The organism is Streptomyces echinatus, from assembly GCF_014203595.1.
In the GTDB taxonomy this organism is placed as follows: domain Bacteria; phylum Actinomycetota; class Actinomycetes; order Streptomycetales; family Streptomycetaceae; genus Streptomyces; species Streptomyces echinatus.
Genome location: NZ_JACHJK010000005.1, coordinates 318,981 through 333,358, shown reverse-complemented (window position 1 = coordinate 333,358; position 14,378 = coordinate 318,981). Strand labels below are relative to the sequence as shown.

General features: G+C 72.7%; 13 protein-coding genes. 3 read left to right on the top strand and 10 right to left on the bottom strand.

Annotation, left to right across the window (positions count from 1 at the left end; translation table 11 throughout):
* Positions 1-12 precede the first annotated feature (12 nt).
* The 5 genes from FHS34_RS16770 to FHS34_RS16750 all read right to left on the bottom strand — a co-directional run bounded on the left by FHS34_RS16770 (position 13) and on the right by FHS34_RS16750 (position 6,079).
* Positions 13-2,292 carry a PTS fructose transporter subunit IIABC gene (locus tag FHS34_RS16770; RefSeq protein ID WP_184965949.1) on the bottom strand — a complete coding sequence of 760 codons (2,280 nt, stop codon included), beginning with the start codon at positions 2,290-2,292 and terminating at the stop codon, positions 13-15.
* Positions 2,289-2,612, bottom strand: coding sequence for a hypothetical protein (locus FHS34_RS16765; protein ID WP_184965947.1), 324 nt, complete (start codon positions 2,610-2,612; stop codon positions 2,289-2,291). The genes FHS34_RS16770 and FHS34_RS16765 overlap by 4 nt, the downstream gene beginning before the upstream one ends.
* Entirely contained in the window at positions 2,609-3,556 is a 948-nt protein-coding gene (pfkB, locus tag FHS34_RS16760; protein ID WP_184965945.1) for a 1-phosphofructokinase, read from the bottom strand. The genes FHS34_RS16765 and pfkB overlap by 4 nt, the downstream gene beginning before the upstream one ends.
* Positions 3,553-4,314: a DeoR/GlpR family DNA-binding transcription regulator gene (locus tag FHS34_RS16755; RefSeq protein ID WP_184965943.1), complete on the bottom strand. Its 762-nt coding sequence runs from the start codon at positions 4,312-4,314 to the stop codon at positions 3,553-3,555. The genes pfkB and FHS34_RS16755 overlap by 4 nt, the downstream gene beginning before the upstream one ends.
* Before the next feature lie 244 nt (positions 4,315-4,558).
* Positions 4,559-6,079 (bottom strand): MFS transporter, encoded by a 1,521-nt coding sequence (locus tag FHS34_RS16750; protein WP_184966360.1) that lies wholly within the window; start codon positions 6,077-6,079, stop codon positions 4,559-4,561.
* Positions 6,080-6,228: 149 nt separating this feature from the next.
* On the opposite strand from FHS34_RS16750, the gene FHS34_RS16745 reads away from it, so the two are divergent.
* The gene (locus FHS34_RS16745) at positions 6,229-7,191 is read left to right on the top strand and encodes a helix-turn-helix transcriptional regulator (protein ID WP_184965941.1); all 963 of its coding nucleotides are present in this window, start codon (positions 6,229-6,231) and stop codon (positions 7,189-7,191) included.
* A 282-nt stretch (positions 7,192-7,473) separates the two neighbouring features.
* Here the strand turns inward: FHS34_RS16745 and FHS34_RS16740 are convergent, their stop codons facing one another.
* Both FHS34_RS16740 and FHS34_RS16735 read right to left on the bottom strand, forming a co-directional pair.
* Entirely contained in the window at positions 7,474-8,250 is a 777-nt protein-coding gene (locus tag FHS34_RS16740) for a TetR/AcrR family transcriptional regulator (RefSeq protein WP_184965939.1), read from the bottom strand.
* Between the two features lie 482 nt (positions 8,251-8,732).
* Complete coding sequence (locus FHS34_RS16735; RefSeq protein WP_184965937.1) at positions 8,733-9,731, bottom strand: sigma-70 family RNA polymerase sigma factor; 999 nt, start codon at positions 9,729-9,731, stop codon at positions 8,733-8,735.
* Between the two features lie 194 nt (positions 9,732-9,925).
* Here FHS34_RS16735 and FHS34_RS16730 point away from each other — a divergent pair, with 194 nt between their 5' ends.
* Entirely contained in the window at positions 9,926-10,462 is a 537-nt protein-coding gene (locus FHS34_RS16730; RefSeq protein ID WP_184965935.1) for a GNAT family N-acetyltransferase, read from the top strand.
* A gap of 43 nt (positions 10,463-10,505) precedes the next feature.
* Here the strand turns inward: FHS34_RS16730 and FHS34_RS16725 are convergent, their stop codons facing one another.
* On the bottom strand, positions 10,506-11,297 hold the full coding sequence (locus FHS34_RS16725) for a dioxygenase family protein (RefSeq protein ID WP_184965933.1): 792 nt from the start codon (positions 11,295-11,297) through the stop codon (positions 10,506-10,508).
* Positions 11,298-11,461: 164 nt separating this feature from the next.
* Between FHS34_RS16725 and FHS34_RS16720 the strand changes: the two genes are divergently transcribed.
* Positions 11,462-11,971, top strand: coding sequence for a MarR family winged helix-turn-helix transcriptional regulator (locus FHS34_RS16720; protein ID WP_184965931.1), 510 nt, complete (start codon positions 11,462-11,464; stop codon positions 11,969-11,971).
* Positions 11,972-11,999: 28 nt separating this feature from the next.
* Here the strand turns inward: FHS34_RS16720 and FHS34_RS16715 are convergent, their stop codons facing one another.
* The gene (locus tag FHS34_RS16715; RefSeq protein WP_184965929.1) at positions 12,000-13,541 is read right to left on the bottom strand and encodes an MFS transporter; all 1,542 of its coding nucleotides are present in this window, start codon (positions 13,539-13,541) and stop codon (positions 12,000-12,002) included.
* Positions 13,542-13,723: 182 nt separating this feature from the next.
* Complete coding sequence (locus tag FHS34_RS16710) at positions 13,724-14,371, bottom strand: TetR/AcrR family transcriptional regulator (RefSeq protein ID WP_184965927.1); 648 nt, start codon at positions 14,369-14,371, stop codon at positions 13,724-13,726.
* Positions 14,372-14,378 lie beyond the last annotated feature (7 nt).

Here is a 14,378-nt window from a genome sequence, read left to right as displayed (position 1 = left end):
GCGTCGGGGGGCTCAGGCCACCACCGGCTGCTTCTCCTCCTGCCGGGACGCGGCCGTACCGGCGGGGCCGGCGGCCGTGGCCCGGGGTGATCGCCCGCGCATCCCCTTGAGGAGCACCACCAAGGCCGTGGTGACGCAGACGCCGGCCGCGACGGCCACCAGGTAGAGGAACGGGTTGCCGATCAGCGGGACCACGAAGATGCCGCCGTGCGGGGCGCGCAGGGTGGCGCCGAAGGACATCGACAGGGCGCCGGTGAGCGCGCCGCCCACCATGGAGGACGGGATGACCCGCAGCGGGTCGGCCGCCGCGAACGGGATCGCGCCCTCGGAGATGAAGGACGCGCCCAGGACCCAGGCGGCCTTGCCGTTCTCGCGCTCGGCCGGGGTGAACAGCCTGCCGCGCACGGTCGTGGCCAGGGCCATCGCCAGCGGCGGGACCATGCCGGCCGCCATCACCGCGGCCATGATCTTCATGGCGGAGTCGCTGGGGTCGGCGACGGCGATGCCGGCGGTGGCGAAGGTGTAGGCGACCTTGTTGACCGGGCCGCCGAGGTCGAAGCACATCATCAGGCCGAGCAGGGCGCCCAGCAGGACGGCGTTGGCGCCGGTGAGGCCGCCGAGCCAGTCGGTGAGGCCCTTCTGGGCGGAGGCGATGGGTTTGCCGATCACGACGAACATCAGGAAGCCGACGATCGCCGAGGAGATCAGCGGGATCACCACCACGGGCATGATGCCGCGCAGCGGCGCGGGGATCCTCGCCTTCTGGATCGCCATCACCACGCCACCGGCGATCAGGCCGGCCGCCAGGCCGCCGAGGAAGCCGGCGTTGATGTCCAGGGCGATCGCGCCGCCCACGAAGCCGGGGACGAGACCGGGGCGGTCGGCCATGCCGTACGCGATGTAGCCGGCCAGGACCGGGACGAGGAACTTGAAGGCGACGCCGCCGATCTGGAAGAGCAGGGCGCCCCAGCTGTCGGCCCCCGTCCACACGAAGTGGTCCATGACCGACGGTGCCTTGTTGACCTGCCAGCCGCCGATCGCGAAGCCCAGGGCGATGAGGAGACCGCCGGCGGCGACGAACGGAACCATGTAGCTGACGCCGGACATCAGCCACTTGCGGAGCTTGGTGCCGTAGCCCTCGGTGGAGTCGCCCGCGCGCTCCACCGGCGTGCCGGCCGACGCGTGCGCCGGGGCGCTCACCTCGCCGCGCGCCGCCTTCTCGCGGACCTCGGCGACGAGTTCGGCGGGGCGGTTGATGCCCGCCTTCACGCCCACGTCGACGGTCGGCTTGCCGGCGAAGCGGTTCTTGTCGCGTACGGCGACGTCGTGCGCGAAGATCACGCCGTCCGCCGCCGCGATCACCGCCGGGTCCAGCCGGGTGAAGCCGGCCGAGCCCTGTGTCTCGACGACCAGCTCGACGCCCGCCTCGCGGCCCGCGTTCTCCAGGGACTCGGCCGCCATGTAGGTGTGGGCGATGCCGGTCGGGCAGGACGTGACGGCAACGATACGGAAGGGGCGCGCGCCGGTGCCCCGGGCGGCCGCGCCCGCGGCCCGCACACCCTCGGCACCCGCGTCCTCGGCATCGGCCTCCTCGGCACCCGCGGCCCCGGCGCTCACGTCCGGCGTGCGCGCCGTGCTGCCCGCCGCGGCGCCGGCGGAGGCCGCCACCGGCGCCGCAGCGGTGTCTTCGGAGGAGCCCCCGGCGTCCGGGGAGCCCTCGGCGGCCGGGGCGGTGCCGGCGTCCGAGGCCGTGCCGGCGTTTTCCGGCGCGTCTGCGGTGTCCGGGGCGGTGCCCGCGCCGCTGCTCCCGGTGTCCGCCGCCGCACTCCCGGCCCCCAGGCCGGAGGGCGTCTCCTCGCCCCGGATCAGCGCCGCCGCCGTCCCCGCGTCGCCCACCGCCCGCAGCGCGGAGGTGAACTCGGCGTTCATCAGCTGACGGGCGAGGGAGGAGAGGATCGTGAGGTGGGCGTCGTCGGCGCCGGCCGGTGCCGCGATCAGGAAGATCAGGTCGGCCGGGCCGTCCGAGGCGCCGAAGTCGATGCCGGCGGCGCTGCGGCCGAAGGCGAGGCTGGGCTCGGTGACATGGGCGCTGCGGCAGTGCGGGATGCCGATGCCGCCGTCGAGGCCGGTCGGCATCTGTGCCTCACGGGCGGCCACGTCGGCGAGGAAGCCGTCCAGGTCGGTCACCCGGCCCTCGGCCACCATGCGCTCGGCGAGGGCACGGGCCGCCGCTTCCTTGGTGTCGGCGGACAGGTCGAGGTCGACCAGGTCCGCGGTGATCATGTCGCTCATCGCGGGCTCCTCTGCACGCGTATCGCCCGGGGGGTGCGGTGGGCGGAGGTGGGGACGGGGGTGTTGTGGGGAGCGGTGGGGCGGACGGCGGCCGGCGCGGTGCCGTGGCGGGGACGGCGGAGCGGGGCCGTCGTGTGCCGGGTGGCGGCCGGGGCGGGGAAGGCCGGCCGGGTCCGCGAGGAACGGTGGGCCGGGGAGGGGGCGTTACGGACGGCGGACGTGGTGGCCGGGCGGGCGCCCGGCCCGGGACGGCCGGCCGGAGCGGGGACGTTCCGGATGACGAGCGGGGCGGTCGTGCCGGGCGCCGGGCGGGCCGTCATGGCGTCGGCTCCGTCAGTTCGCGGTCGACGGGGATGTACCTCGTGACGGTCACCGCCGCGGGGTTCAGATCGGCGGGGGCCGGCATCACGCTGCCGGGGAGCCGGACGGCGGCGGCGCCGTGGGCGACGGCGGAGGCGAGGGCCTCCGGACCGGTGCCGCCGGCGATGAGGAAACCGGCCAGGGAGGCGTCGCCGGCACCGACGTTGCTGCGGACCTCGGACACGCGCGCGCTGCCGAACCACGCGCCGGTGTCCGACACCAGGAGCTGGCCGTCGGCGCCCAGGCTCGCGAGTACGGCGTGTGCGCCCATCGCGCGCACCTCCTCGGCCGCCTTGAGCGCGTCGCCCACGGTCATCAGGGGGCGCGCGACGGCTTCCGCGAGCTCCTCCGCGTTCGGCTTCACCACGTCGGGCCGGGCGCGCAGCGCCTCCAGGAGCGCCTGCCCCGAGGTGTCCAGCGCGATCCGCGCACCCATGGCGTGCGCCCGCGTGACGACATCGGCGTACCACGAGGGCGCGAGCCCGCGGGGCAGGCTGCCGCAGCACGCGATCCAGTCGGCGTCGCGCGACTGCTCCCGCACCGTGTCCAGGAGCCGTTCCTGTTCCTCCGCGGAGAGTTCCGGTCCCGGCGCGTTGATCTTCGTGAGCACCCCGTCGGACTCCGCGAGCGCGATGTTGGAGCGGGTGGCGCCGGCCACCCGGACCGGCGCGACCTCGATGCCGTACGTGTCGAGCAGATCGGCGACGAGCGCCCCCGGTGCTCCGCCCAGGGGCAGGACGGCGACCGTGCGCCGGCCGGCGGCGGCGACGGCGCGCGAGACGTTGACGCCCTTGCCGCCGGGGTCCACACGCTCGCCGGTGGCACGGACGACCTCGCCGCGCTCCAGGGCAGGCACCTCGTAGGTGCGGTCGAGGGACGGGTTGGGGGTGACGGTGAGGATCATGCGCGTATCACTTCCGTGCCGCCGCGCTCGATGGCTGCGGCGTCGTCCGGGTTCAGCCCGCTGTCGGTGATCAGCAGGTCCACGTCGCCCAGGTCGCCGAAGCGGGCGAAGTGCTCCTGCCCGTGCTTGGCGGAGTCCGCCAGCAGCACCACCCGGCGGGCGGCGGCGACCGCGGCCCGCTTGACCGCGGCCTCGGCGAGGTCGGGGGTGGTCAGACCGTGCTCGGCGGAGAAGCCGTTGGCCGCGACGAAGAGGACGTCGGCGCGGATCTCGCCGTACGCGCGGAGCGCCCAGGCGTCCACGGCAGCGCGCGTGCGATGCCGTACGCGCCCCCCGACCAGGTGGAGCTGGATGCCCGGGTGGTCGGCGAGACGGGCGGCGATGGGCAGGCTGTGCGTGACGACGGTGAGGGACGCCTCCAGCGGGATGGCGGCGGCGAGGCGGGCCACCGTCGTACCGGCGTCGAGGACCATCGTGCCCTCGGCCGGCAGTTCGGCGAGGGCCGCCTTGGCGATACGGTCCTTCTCGTCGGCGGCGGTGGACTCGCGTTCGGCGAGATCCGGCTCGAAGTCGAGGCGGCCGGCCGGAATGGCACCGCCGTGCACCCGGCGGACGAGCCCGGCGCGATCGAGGGCCTTCAGATCGCGGCGAATCGTTTCCGCAGTGACCTGGAACTCCTCGGCCAGCGACAGCACGTCCACCCGGCCGCCGTCACGGGCGAGCCGGAGGATCTCCTGCTGCCGTTCCGGTGCGTACATGTCCGTCGCCTCCGCCTGCTGCCAGTCGGTCCCGTCGCCCCGGATGCCCGAATGCTTCCGGGGGACGCCCGAACGTGTGGTTTCAAGGGAAGGCTACGCCCGGTTTTCCGCGAAGTAAACAGATTCAGGCACACCCCGGGCATGAACGGACTCCCGATGCCCGACCGGACCGCGGGCCTGGCAGGCGTGCCGAAACGACGTCGAGCCCGGCACCGTCCGGTGCCGGGCTCGACGTCATTCCTGGTCAGTGCACCAGAGCCGGCTCCTTCTCCGCCGCCGGAGCCTCCGGCGCGGCGCCCTCCACGTGCTGCGCCGGACGCTTCGGCAGGGCCGACATCAGCAGGAAGATCACGCCCATGATCCCGGCGACGTACCACAGCGCGTGCTGGAAGGCGTGGACGAAGGCCGGTCCGACCTGCGCCAGGGTCAGCCGGTCACCGATCTGCCCGAAGAAGACCACCGACACCAGACCCAGACCGAGCGCGTTGCCCATCTGCTGCACGGTGTTGATCAGCCCGGACGCGGAACCGGCGTGCTCGCGCGGCACCTCCGAGAGCACCGCGTCGGTGAGCGGGGCGACGATCAGCCCCATGCCGAGACCCATCACGACCAGCGGCAGGGCCATCTGCCAGGAGGCGATGGCGAGGCCGTAGCGGTGCGCCTCCCACAGGTAGAGCAGCACACCGACGCCCATCACCAGCGCGCCCGCCTGGAGCACCTTCCGGCCGAACCGCGGAACCAGCTGCTGCACCGACAGCCCGGCCGCCACGGACACCGCGATCGAGAACGGCACCCCGGTCAGCCCGGCCCGCAGCGGGCTCCAGCCCAGGCCGATCTGCATGTACAACGTCCAGACCAGGAAGAAGATGCCGAGCGCGACACCGAAGACGGTCTGTACGGCGATGCCGGCGGCGAAGCTCTTCACCCGGAAGAGGGACAGTTCGACGAGCGGGGAACCGTCCCTGGCGGCCTTCCGTTTCTCGTACGACACCAGCGCCGCGAAGACGACCAGCGCACCGGCCATGCAGAGGTGTCCCCACAGCGGCCAGCCCAGCTCGCGTCCCCGGGTGAGCGGGTAGAGCAGCATCAGCAGGCCCAGCGAGACCAGGGCGACACCGACGAGGTCCAGCTTCAGCGCCCTGGGGGCCTTCGACTCGGTGATGAAGCGGCGGCCCAGCACCCACGCCAGGACGCCGACAGGGAGGTTGATGAGGAAGATGGGGCGCCATTCGAGGCCGAACAGGTTCCACTCCGTCAGCAGTGCGCCGAGCAGCGGGCCGGAGACCGCGCCGAGACCCACGATCGCGCCGAACAGGCCGAACACCTTGCCGCGTTCATGGGCCGGGAAGGTGGCGTGCACGATCGACAGCACCTGCGGCACCATCAGCGCGGCCATGCCGCCCTGCAGGATGCGGGAGGCGACCAGCATCTCCGGGTTGGCGGCGAAACCGCAGAGCGCGGAGGCGAGGGTGAAACCGCCGATACCGATGAGGAACAGCCGCTTGCGGCCGTGGATGTCACCGAGCCGGCCACCGGTGATCAGACCGGCGGCGAAGGCGAGGGCGTAGCCGGCGGTTATCCACTGGATCTGGCTGACCGAGGCGTGGGCGGTCCGCTCGATGGACGGAATCGCGATGTTGACGATCGTGACGTCCACCAGGTCCATGAAGGCCGCGGTCATCACGATGGCCAGGGCCAGCCAGCGGGCCCGGTCGGGGGCCGGTTCGGCGTGGGCGGCGGTGTCCGCGGTGGTCCGGCTGTCCATCGGCTGCCGCTGGTCGCGGTCCGCGGCGGAGCCGGTCGCGGACGAGGTCCCGCCCCCCTGGGCGGCGTTGCGGTCGTTCGGAGTCATGAGAGGAGACTAGAGGCCCATTAGGTCAGATCGTGTCCTAGTGGTGCGGCATTCTCGTACGCATGACAACCGACACTCCGGCCCGGCTGCTCCAGCTCCTCTCGCTCCTCCAGACGCCCCGCGAGTGGCCCGGCGGTGAGCTGGCCGACCGGCTCGGCGTCTCCCGCCGTACCGTGCGGCGGGACGTCGACCGGCTGCGGGAACTGGGCTATCCGGTGCAGGCGACCAAGGGCTCGGACGGCGGATACCGGCTGGTCGCGGGCAAGGCGATGCCGCCGCTGGTGCTGGACGACGAGGAGGCCGTCGCGATCGCGGTCGGGCTGCGGGCCGGTGCCGGGCACGCCGTGGAGGGGGTGGACGAGGCGTCGGTGCGGGCGCTGGCCAAGCTGGAGCAGGTGCTGCCCTCCCGGCTGCGCCACCGGGTGTCCACGCTGCAGGCCGCCACCACTGCGCTGACCAGCGGGGACGGGCCGAGCATCGCACCGGAGACACTGACCGTGATGGCGTCGACGGTGGCGGGACAGGAGCGGCTGCGGTTCGCCTACCGGGACAAGGACGGCAGCGCGTCCCGGCGGCTGGCCGAGCCGCACCGGCTGGTGTCGACGGGACGGCGCTGGTACCTGGTCGCGTACGACCTCGACCGGGCGGACTGGCGCACCTTCCGGGTCGACCGGGTGAGCGAGCCGTTCGCCACCGGGATCCGGTTCGCGCCCCGGGAGCTGCCGACGGGAAGCGCCGCCGAGTATCTGCGGCAGTCGATCCACCGGCGGCAGGAGACGTACGCCTTCGAGGTGCGGTTCGCCGCGTCGGCCGAGCAGGTCGCCGCGCGGGTGCCGAGGTGGCTCGGGGAGCCCGAGGACGACGGCGCGGGCGGCTGCGTCCTGCGCGGCACCACCGGCGACCCCATGGAGTGGCTGGGGGTGCGGCTGGCGATGGTGGGATGCGAGTTCTCGGTCCACGCACCCAGGGAACTGGCGGAATCCGTCCGGGACCTGGGCGGCCGCCTGAGCAGAGCGGCCGGCTGAGCGGAGCGGGCCGCTGAGCAAGGCGACCCGCTGAACAAGGCGGTCCGCTGAGCGGAGCGGCCGCGGCCCCCGGGCCGTTCGGCCCCGGCCTCGCGGGGGCCGGAATCGCCGGAGCCGTCGGTGCGTGGGCTCCCGATCCGCTTCAAGCGGGCCCATGCGGAGCCCCGGCGGCAAGGCTCCCGACCTCGCCGCCTCACCCCCGACCCTCGCCGCCCGAGGCTCCCGACCTCGCAGCCCTGGCCCGGCCTCGCCGCCCTGACCCGACCTCGCCGCCCCAGCCACTCAGCCCTCGGCCCTGCCTCCCCCGCTCCCGGTCGTGCCCTCCCCGCTCCCGGGTGCGCGTTCCCCGCCCTCGGTCGTGCCTTCTTCGCCCTCCGCCCTGCCGCCGGGGCTGCGCGTGGTCCCGGACCACCCGAAGTCCCGCAGGGCGCGCAGGTTGCGTACGGCCAGGGCCGCCGGGCCTTCGGGGCCGGTGGGCGGGGTCGTGGTGGCGGCCCAGGACTCCACGGCCACCCGTACGGCGGCACCGGCCACCGCCGCGGCGAAGCGGACTTCCGGGTGCCCGGCCGAGCCTCCCTCCCGCTCCGCGAGGATCTCCGCCAGTGCCCCCTCCGACACCTGGCACACCTCGGCCCAGACCTTGCGCAGGGCCGGGCTGGTGCCGGCCAGACGGATCAGGGTGCGCAGCCATTCCCAGGAGGCGGCCGAGACGCCGAGGCCGGGGGTGAGCGTGTGACGGACGGCGTGTTCCAGGGACTGCGGGAGAGACAGGCCGGCCGGGGCCGTGCGGACCGCCTCGATCCAGCGCTGGGCGCCGGCCGCGTACAGCGGGGCGACCGCCTCCTCCTTGGTGGCGAAATAGCGGTAGAACGTGCGCGGTGCGATGCCCGCGGCCTGGGCGATGTCCTCGGCGCGGGTGGCCCGCAGACCCTGCTGGACGAAGAGGGCCGCCGCCGCCCGGGCGATCTCCATCCGGGTCTCGGCCTTCCGGCGTTCGGTGAGAGAGACCGGCGCGGAAGCGGAAAACGGCTGGTGGACGGGGCCGGGGGTGGTGCTCATCCCGGCAGGCTATGCCCGTGTGGCAGAATCTGCCATCCGGCGGTCCACCCCGGGGTTCAGGTACGGGGTGGGCCGCCGCTCCAGTTCTCCGTCCCGGCGCGGGGCCACGGCCGCGCGTGTCCGAGCGCGCACTCGTGGCGGCATCCGCTCGCCCGCAAGAAGAAGCCGGGCTCCGGCGCCCGGGGGGGATGGGCGCCGAAGCCCGACTCTGGAAGGTCCCGGCGCCGGGGGGGGATTGCGTCGGGACGTGGCTCACGTGGGCCGGCCGGCGGGGCCGTCGGCCGGGGGTGCAGTGTGGGGGTGTTGACGGGGAGTGCGGTTCGGTTCCCAGGAGGCCCGCTTCCGGGCCCGGAAGGGTTTTTCCCTCGGGCCCGGCGGTTGAAGCGACGGGACTACGGCATGTTTGCGCCGTCTTTCGCCACCGGGCGTGCGCGTCGCGCAGTGTGCCTCCGTCCGGCGGCCGGCGGGACCGGCGCCGTCCTTTACGCCGCCGCGTCGAAGCCGGTGTCGCGGGCCAGCTTCTTCAGTTCGAGAAGGGCGTGCTTCTCGATCTGGCGGATGCGCTCGCGGGTCAGGCCGTGCTCCTTGCCGACCTCGGTCAGGGTGCGCTCGCGGCCGTCGTCGATGCCGTACCGCATCTTGATGATGGAGGCCGTGCGCTGGTCCAGGCGGCCGATCAGGTCGTCCAGTTCCTCACTGCGCAGCAGCGTCAGCACCGACTGCTCCGGCGACACCGCCGACGTGTCCTCCAGCAGGTCGCCGAACTGGGTCTCGCCCTGGTCGTCCACCGACATGTTCAGGGAGACCGGGTCGCGGGCCCAGTCCAGGACGTCGATGACGCGCTCCGGCGTCGAGCCCAGCTCGGCGGCGATCTCCGCGGGCTCCGGGTCGCGGCCGTGCTCGCGGTTGAACTCGCGCTGGACGCGGCGGATTCGGCCCAGTTCCTCCACCAGGTGGACGGGGAGCCGGATCGTGCGGGACTGGTCGGCGATGGAGCGGGTGATGGCCTGACGGATCCACCAGGTGGCGTACGTCGAGAACTTGAAGCCCTTGCGGTAGTCGAACTTCTCGACGGCGCGCACCAGGCCCGCGTTGCCCTCCTGGATCAGGTCGAGCAGGGGCAGACCGCTGCGCGGGTACCGCCGGGCGACCGCGACGACGAGGCGGAGGTTGGAGCGGATGAAGACGTCCTTGGCCCGCTCACCGGCGGCGTACAGGGCCTCGAGCTCCTCGCGGGTGGCGTCCGTCGTGGACTCCTCCTCGCCGTCGAGCACCTGCCGCGCGAACACACCCGCCTCGATGGTCTGGGACAGCTCGACCTCCTTTGCGGCGTCGAGCAGCGGCGTACGCGCGATCTCGTCGAGGTACATGCCGACCAGGTCGCGGTCTGCGATCTCGCCTCCATGAACGCGAACACTGCTTGCCGAGTCGGCCGTCTCGCCGGTGGCGGACTGACGACGGGCGACGGCACGGGTTGCCATGCGTGCTCCCTTGCGATGGTGGGCTGGCGGATGGTCCTGGTGAACGCTCGGCACTGAAGGGGCTGTCTCTGGGACTCTCCTCGAGTGCCCTGCATCCGTGGGAAACAACGACTGGAATCCGGACAGAATTCCCAACCCGCCCCCCAATTTTTCTGATCATGCAGTACCCTGTCTCGCCCACACAGGGAGGCGAGATGGCGTCGGAACGTAGTGAGGTGCAGGTCAGGGCGGGAGCCGGGAGGGATCTCGAAGCCCTCACGGAGATCTACAACCACTACGTTCGTGAGACGGCCATCACATTCGATACCGCGATCTTCACTCCGGAAGAGCGCCGCCCTTGGCTGCTCTCCCACCCGGAAGACGGGCCGCACCGGCTGATGGTTGCCACGGACACGGCCTCACAGGAGATTCTGGGGTACGCCACATCCAGCCCTTACCGGCCGAAGCCGGCGTACGCGACGTCCGTGGAGACCTCGGTGTACGTCGCCCCGGACTCGCGCAGAGGGGGCACTCCCGGCCGCCGGGGGGTCGGCACGCTGCTCTACGACGCCCTGTTCGGGGCTCTGGCGGGCGAGGACGTACACCGCGCCTACGCCGGGATCGCCCAGCCCAACGAGGCGTCCACCCGGCTCCACGCCCGCTTCGGCTTCCGGTACGTCGGCACGTACCGCGAGGCCGGCCGCAAGTTCGGCCGCTACTGGGACGTCGCCTGGTACGAGAAGGGGCTGTGACCCGGCCGGCCCGCGCCGGGATTCACCCGAACGGCACCCGCGCTCAGCCGAACTGCACCGACCGCTTCGCCATCCCCATCCAGAACCCGTCGATCACGGACTTCTGCGCGTCGAGCCCGCCGCCCGCCTCGGCCGCCCCCATGGTCACGAAGAGCGGGGCGAAGTGCTCGGTGCGCGGGTGGGCGTAGCGGCCGGCCGGGGCCTTGTCCAGGAAGTCGAGCAGGGCGTCCCAGTCGCGGGACTCCAGGGCCCGCCGGCCCCAGTCGTCGAACTCGGAGGACCAGCTCGGGACGCCACCGCCGGTGTGCCGGAGCGCGGCGAGGTTGTGGGTGAAGAAGCCGGAGCCGACGATCAGCACGCCCTCGTCGCGCAGCGGGGCGAGCTTGCGGCCGATGTCCATGAGGCGGACCGGGTCGAGGGTGGGCAGGGAGATCTGGAGCACGGGGATGCCGGCGTCCGGGTACATCTCGACGAGGGGCACGTAGGCGCCGTGGTCGAGGCCGCGGTCGGGGATGTCCTGGACCGGGATGCCGGGGGCGCGCAGCAGCTTGCGGACGGACTCGGCCAGGCGGGGGGCGCCGGGGGCGGCGTAGCGGACCTGGTAGTAGCGCTCGGGGAAGCCCCAGAAGTCGTACACGAGCGGGACGGTCTCGACCGCGCCGAGGGCGAGCGGGGCCTCCTCCCAGTGGGCGGAGACCATGAGGATCGCCTCGGGCCGGGGCAGGCCGGCCGACCAGGCGGCGAGCTGGCCGGGCCACACCGGGTCGTCGGCGAGGGGCGGGGCGCCGTGGCTGAGGTACAGGGCGGGCATGCGCTCCTGGGCGGTGGCGGACATCGCGGCGGCTCCCGGGGGTCTCCAGACACGGATGCGGCCACGGGGGTGCGGTGACGGGTGCACGCGCGGCCACACACGTAGATGCTTTAACTCTCAAGCTCTTGCACGAAACCCTACCCCTCACTTGTTCAAGTTTCAAGGAGCAGCCTCGTACAGTGGGCTCCATGAACACGGCACCGGACTCCGCGGCACGGCACCGCTGGCTCACCGACGAGGAACAGCGCGTCTGGCGCGCCTATCTGCACGCCACCACCCTGCTGGAGGACCACCTCGACCGGCAGCTGCAGCGTGACGCGGGCATGCCGCACATCTACTACGGCCTCCTGGTCGGCCTCGCCGAGGCGCCCCGCCGCCGGCTGCGGATGACCGAGCTGGCGATGCGGGCGAAGATCACCCGCTCCCGGCTCTCGCACGCGATCGCCCGGCTGGAGAAGAACGGCTGGGTGCGCCGCGAGGACTGCCCCTCCGACAAGCGCGGCCAGTTCGCCGTCCTCACCGACGAGGGCTTCGAGGTGCTGCGGCGCACCGCTCCCGGCCATGTGACCGCCGTACGGCAGGCGCTGTTCGAGCGGCTCAGCCCGGAACAGCAGAAGGCCCTCGGCGAGATCATGGAGATCGTCGCCGAGGGCCTCCAGCCCGATGAAGCGGGTGCGGACCTGCCCTGGCTCCGCTAGACCCCCGGGGGGATCACCGGACGGGCGCTCAGTGGGCCACCACCGGCACCGGCACCTCGTCCTCGGCGCCCTCGCCGGAGATCACCGTGGTGGTGGTGTTCGGCCGGCCGGCGTTGACGAAGGTGAAGGCGATCAGCGCGGCCAGTCCCAGGATGCCGACGGCGAACCAGATGGCCGCCGTGTAGCCGTGCACCAGGCCCTGCAGCTGGACCAGCTTCTGCTGCGGCCCGGCGGTGGCGCCGGCGACGTGGTCCCTGACGTACGAGGTGGTCGCCGAGGAGGCGATGGTGTTCAGCAGGGCGGTGCCGATCGCGCCGCCCACCTGCTGCGAGGTGTTGACCATCGCGGAGGCGACACCGGCGTCCCGGGGCTGGACGCCCTGGGTGGCCAGGGACATCGCCGGCATGAACGCCGTACCCATGCCGAGGCCGAGCAGCAGCATCGCGGGCAGCAGCAGGGCGCCGTACGAGGAGTCGGTCTCCAGCTGGGTCAGCAGCAGCATGCCGAGGCCGGCGACCAGGAAGCCGGGGCCCATCAGCAGCCGGGCCGGAACCCGGGTCATCAGACGGGTGCCGATCTGGGTGGAGCCGGTGATCATGCCGCCGACCATCGGCAGGAACGCGAAACCGGTCTTGACCGGTGAGTAGCCCTTCACGACCTGGAGGTAGTAGGTCAGGAAGAGGAACAGGCCGAACATGCCGATGATCGCGAGGCCGAGGGAGAGGTAGATACCGCCGCGGTTGCGGTCGGTCACCACGCGCAGCGGCAGCAGCGGGGCCTTGACCCGGGACTCCACCAGCACGAACGCGAGAAGCAGCACCACGGACGCGACGAACATCGAGACCGTCAGGGCGTCGCTCCAGCCGTCGGACTCGGCACGGGTGAAGCCGTAGACGAGGGAGACCAGGCCGAGGGTGGACAGGATCACGCCGGGGATGTCGAGCGGGGAGCGGTTACGGCCGCCCTCCGGCTCGCGGATGACGAAGTAGGCGCCCGCCGCGGCGACCACGGCGAACGGGATGTTCACGAAGAAGGTCCAGCGCCAGTCCAGGTACTCGGTGAGGAAACCGCCGAGGATCAGGCCGACGGCACCGCCACCGCCGGCGATCGCGCCGTAGATGCCGAAGGCCTTGGCGCGCTCGTTGGGGTTGGTGAACATCACAGCGAGCAGGGACAGCGCGGCCGGGGCGAGCAGGGCGCCGAAGGCACCCTGCAGGGCGCGGGCGCCGAACATCATCGAGCCGGTGGTGGCGGCGCCGCCGAGCGCGGAGGCGGCGGCGAAGCCGATCAGGCCGAGCACGAAGGTGCGCTTGCGGCCCCACAGGTCGGCGATCCGGCCGCCGAACAGGAGCAGACCGCCGAAGGCGAGGGCGTAGGCCGTGATCACCCACTGCTTGTTGCCGTCGGATATGCCCAGGTCCTGCTGGGCGGCGGGCAGGGCGATGTTCACGATGGTGGCGTCGAGGACGACCATCAGCTGGGCGAGCGCGATGAAGACGAGCGCTTTCCAGCGGTTGGCGTCACCGCTCGGTGCGACGGCGCCGGGAGCCTTGAGGGCTGTTTCGGACATGGAGGTACCCACTTCGGGACTTCGTGACTTCGTGACGGAAGACGTGACGGAAGGCTGTGGCGGAAACAGTGGCGAAAAATGGCGAGAAAACGGAGTAAGGCGGAGAGGTCAGGAGCAAGTGAGCGGCCGTGCCGGCCGTCGTGCCGTGGTGATGGACCGGACGCGGGAGCTGAACTGATCGGTCAGGAGTCGCGCAGCTCCTTGATGTCGACGGCCTCACCCGGCAGGGCGGAGCGGGCGGGGGCCCGCAGGCCGTCGAGGAACAGCTGCAGATGGCGGTGGACGAAGCGGTCGCCGCGAAGGCAGTCGGTGCCGGCCGGGGGCCGGCTCAACTGGGCCACGACGATCAGCAGATCGCCGACGCCGACGTCGGACCGGAGCTGCCCGGCCGCCTCGGCCCGGCCCATGATCTCCTCGACGAGCCGCTCGATCCGCTCGCGGGAGGCCTCCAGGTCGGGATGGTGCTGGTCGAAGGTGCTGGACACCATGGGGCACAGCGCGCTGATCCGCTCGTCGGCGGCGGCGTGCACGAAGTGCTCCAGGGCCGCGAAGGCGTCCCCGGTCTCGGCGAGGGCCACTTCGGCCGCCTCGGCCGTGCGGTCCATGACGGAGCAGACGACCTCGCGGACGAGGGCGTCACGGTCGGGGAAGTTGCGGTACACCGTGGCGTTGCCGACGCCGGCCCGGCGGGCGATCTCGTCGAGCGGCACGTCCGGGCCGTGTTCGACGAACATCTCGCGGGCGGCGGTGACGATCCGCTCCCGGTTGCGCAGGGCGTCGGCGCGAGGCCGGGACACCTTGCGCACTGCGGGGGCGGTCGTGGCGGGCACGGGTACT

What these genes read in the sequence shown, in the direction of transcription:
- FHS34_RS16770 (WP_184965949.1), bottom strand. Translation starts at nt 2,292, where the DNA reads ATGAGCGACATGATCACCGCGGACCTGGTCGACCTCGACCTGTCCGCC.
- FHS34_RS16765 (WP_184965947.1), bottom strand. Translation starts at nt 2,612, where the DNA reads ATGACGGCCCGCCCGGCGCCCGGCACGACCGCCCCGCTCGTCATCCGG.
- pfkB (WP_184965945.1), bottom strand. Translation starts at nt 3,556, where the DNA reads ATGATCCTCACCGTCACCCCCAACCCGTCCCTCGACCGCACCTACGAG.
- FHS34_RS16755 (WP_184965943.1), bottom strand. Translation starts at nt 4,314, where the DNA reads ATGTACGCACCGGAACGGCAGCAGGAGATCCTCCGGCTCGCCCGTGAC.
- FHS34_RS16750 (WP_184966360.1), bottom strand. Translation starts at nt 6,079, where the DNA reads ATGGACAGCCGGACCACCGCGGACACCGCCGCCCACGCCGAACCGGCC.
- FHS34_RS16745 (WP_184965941.1), top strand. Translation starts at nt 6,229, where the DNA reads ATGACAACCGACACTCCGGCCCGGCTGCTCCAGCTCCTCTCGCTCCTC.
- FHS34_RS16740 (WP_184965939.1), bottom strand. Translation starts at nt 8,250, where the DNA reads ATGAGCACCACCCCCGGCCCCGTCCACCAGCCGTTTTCCGCTTCCGCG.
- FHS34_RS16735 (WP_184965937.1), bottom strand. Translation starts at nt 9,731, where the DNA reads ATGGCAACCCGTGCCGTCGCCCGTCGTCAGTCCGCCACCGGCGAGACG.
- FHS34_RS16730 (WP_184965935.1), top strand. Translation starts at nt 9,926, where the DNA reads ATGGCGTCGGAACGTAGTGAGGTGCAGGTCAGGGCGGGAGCCGGGAGG.
- FHS34_RS16725 (WP_184965933.1), bottom strand. Translation starts at nt 11,297, where the DNA reads ATGTCCGCCACCGCCCAGGAGCGCATGCCCGCCCTGTACCTCAGCCAC.
- FHS34_RS16720 (WP_184965931.1), top strand. Translation starts at nt 11,462, where the DNA reads ATGAACACGGCACCGGACTCCGCGGCACGGCACCGCTGGCTCACCGAC.
- FHS34_RS16715 (WP_184965929.1), bottom strand. Translation starts at nt 13,541, where the DNA reads ATGTCCGAAACAGCCCTCAAGGCTCCCGGCGCCGTCGCACCGAGCGGT.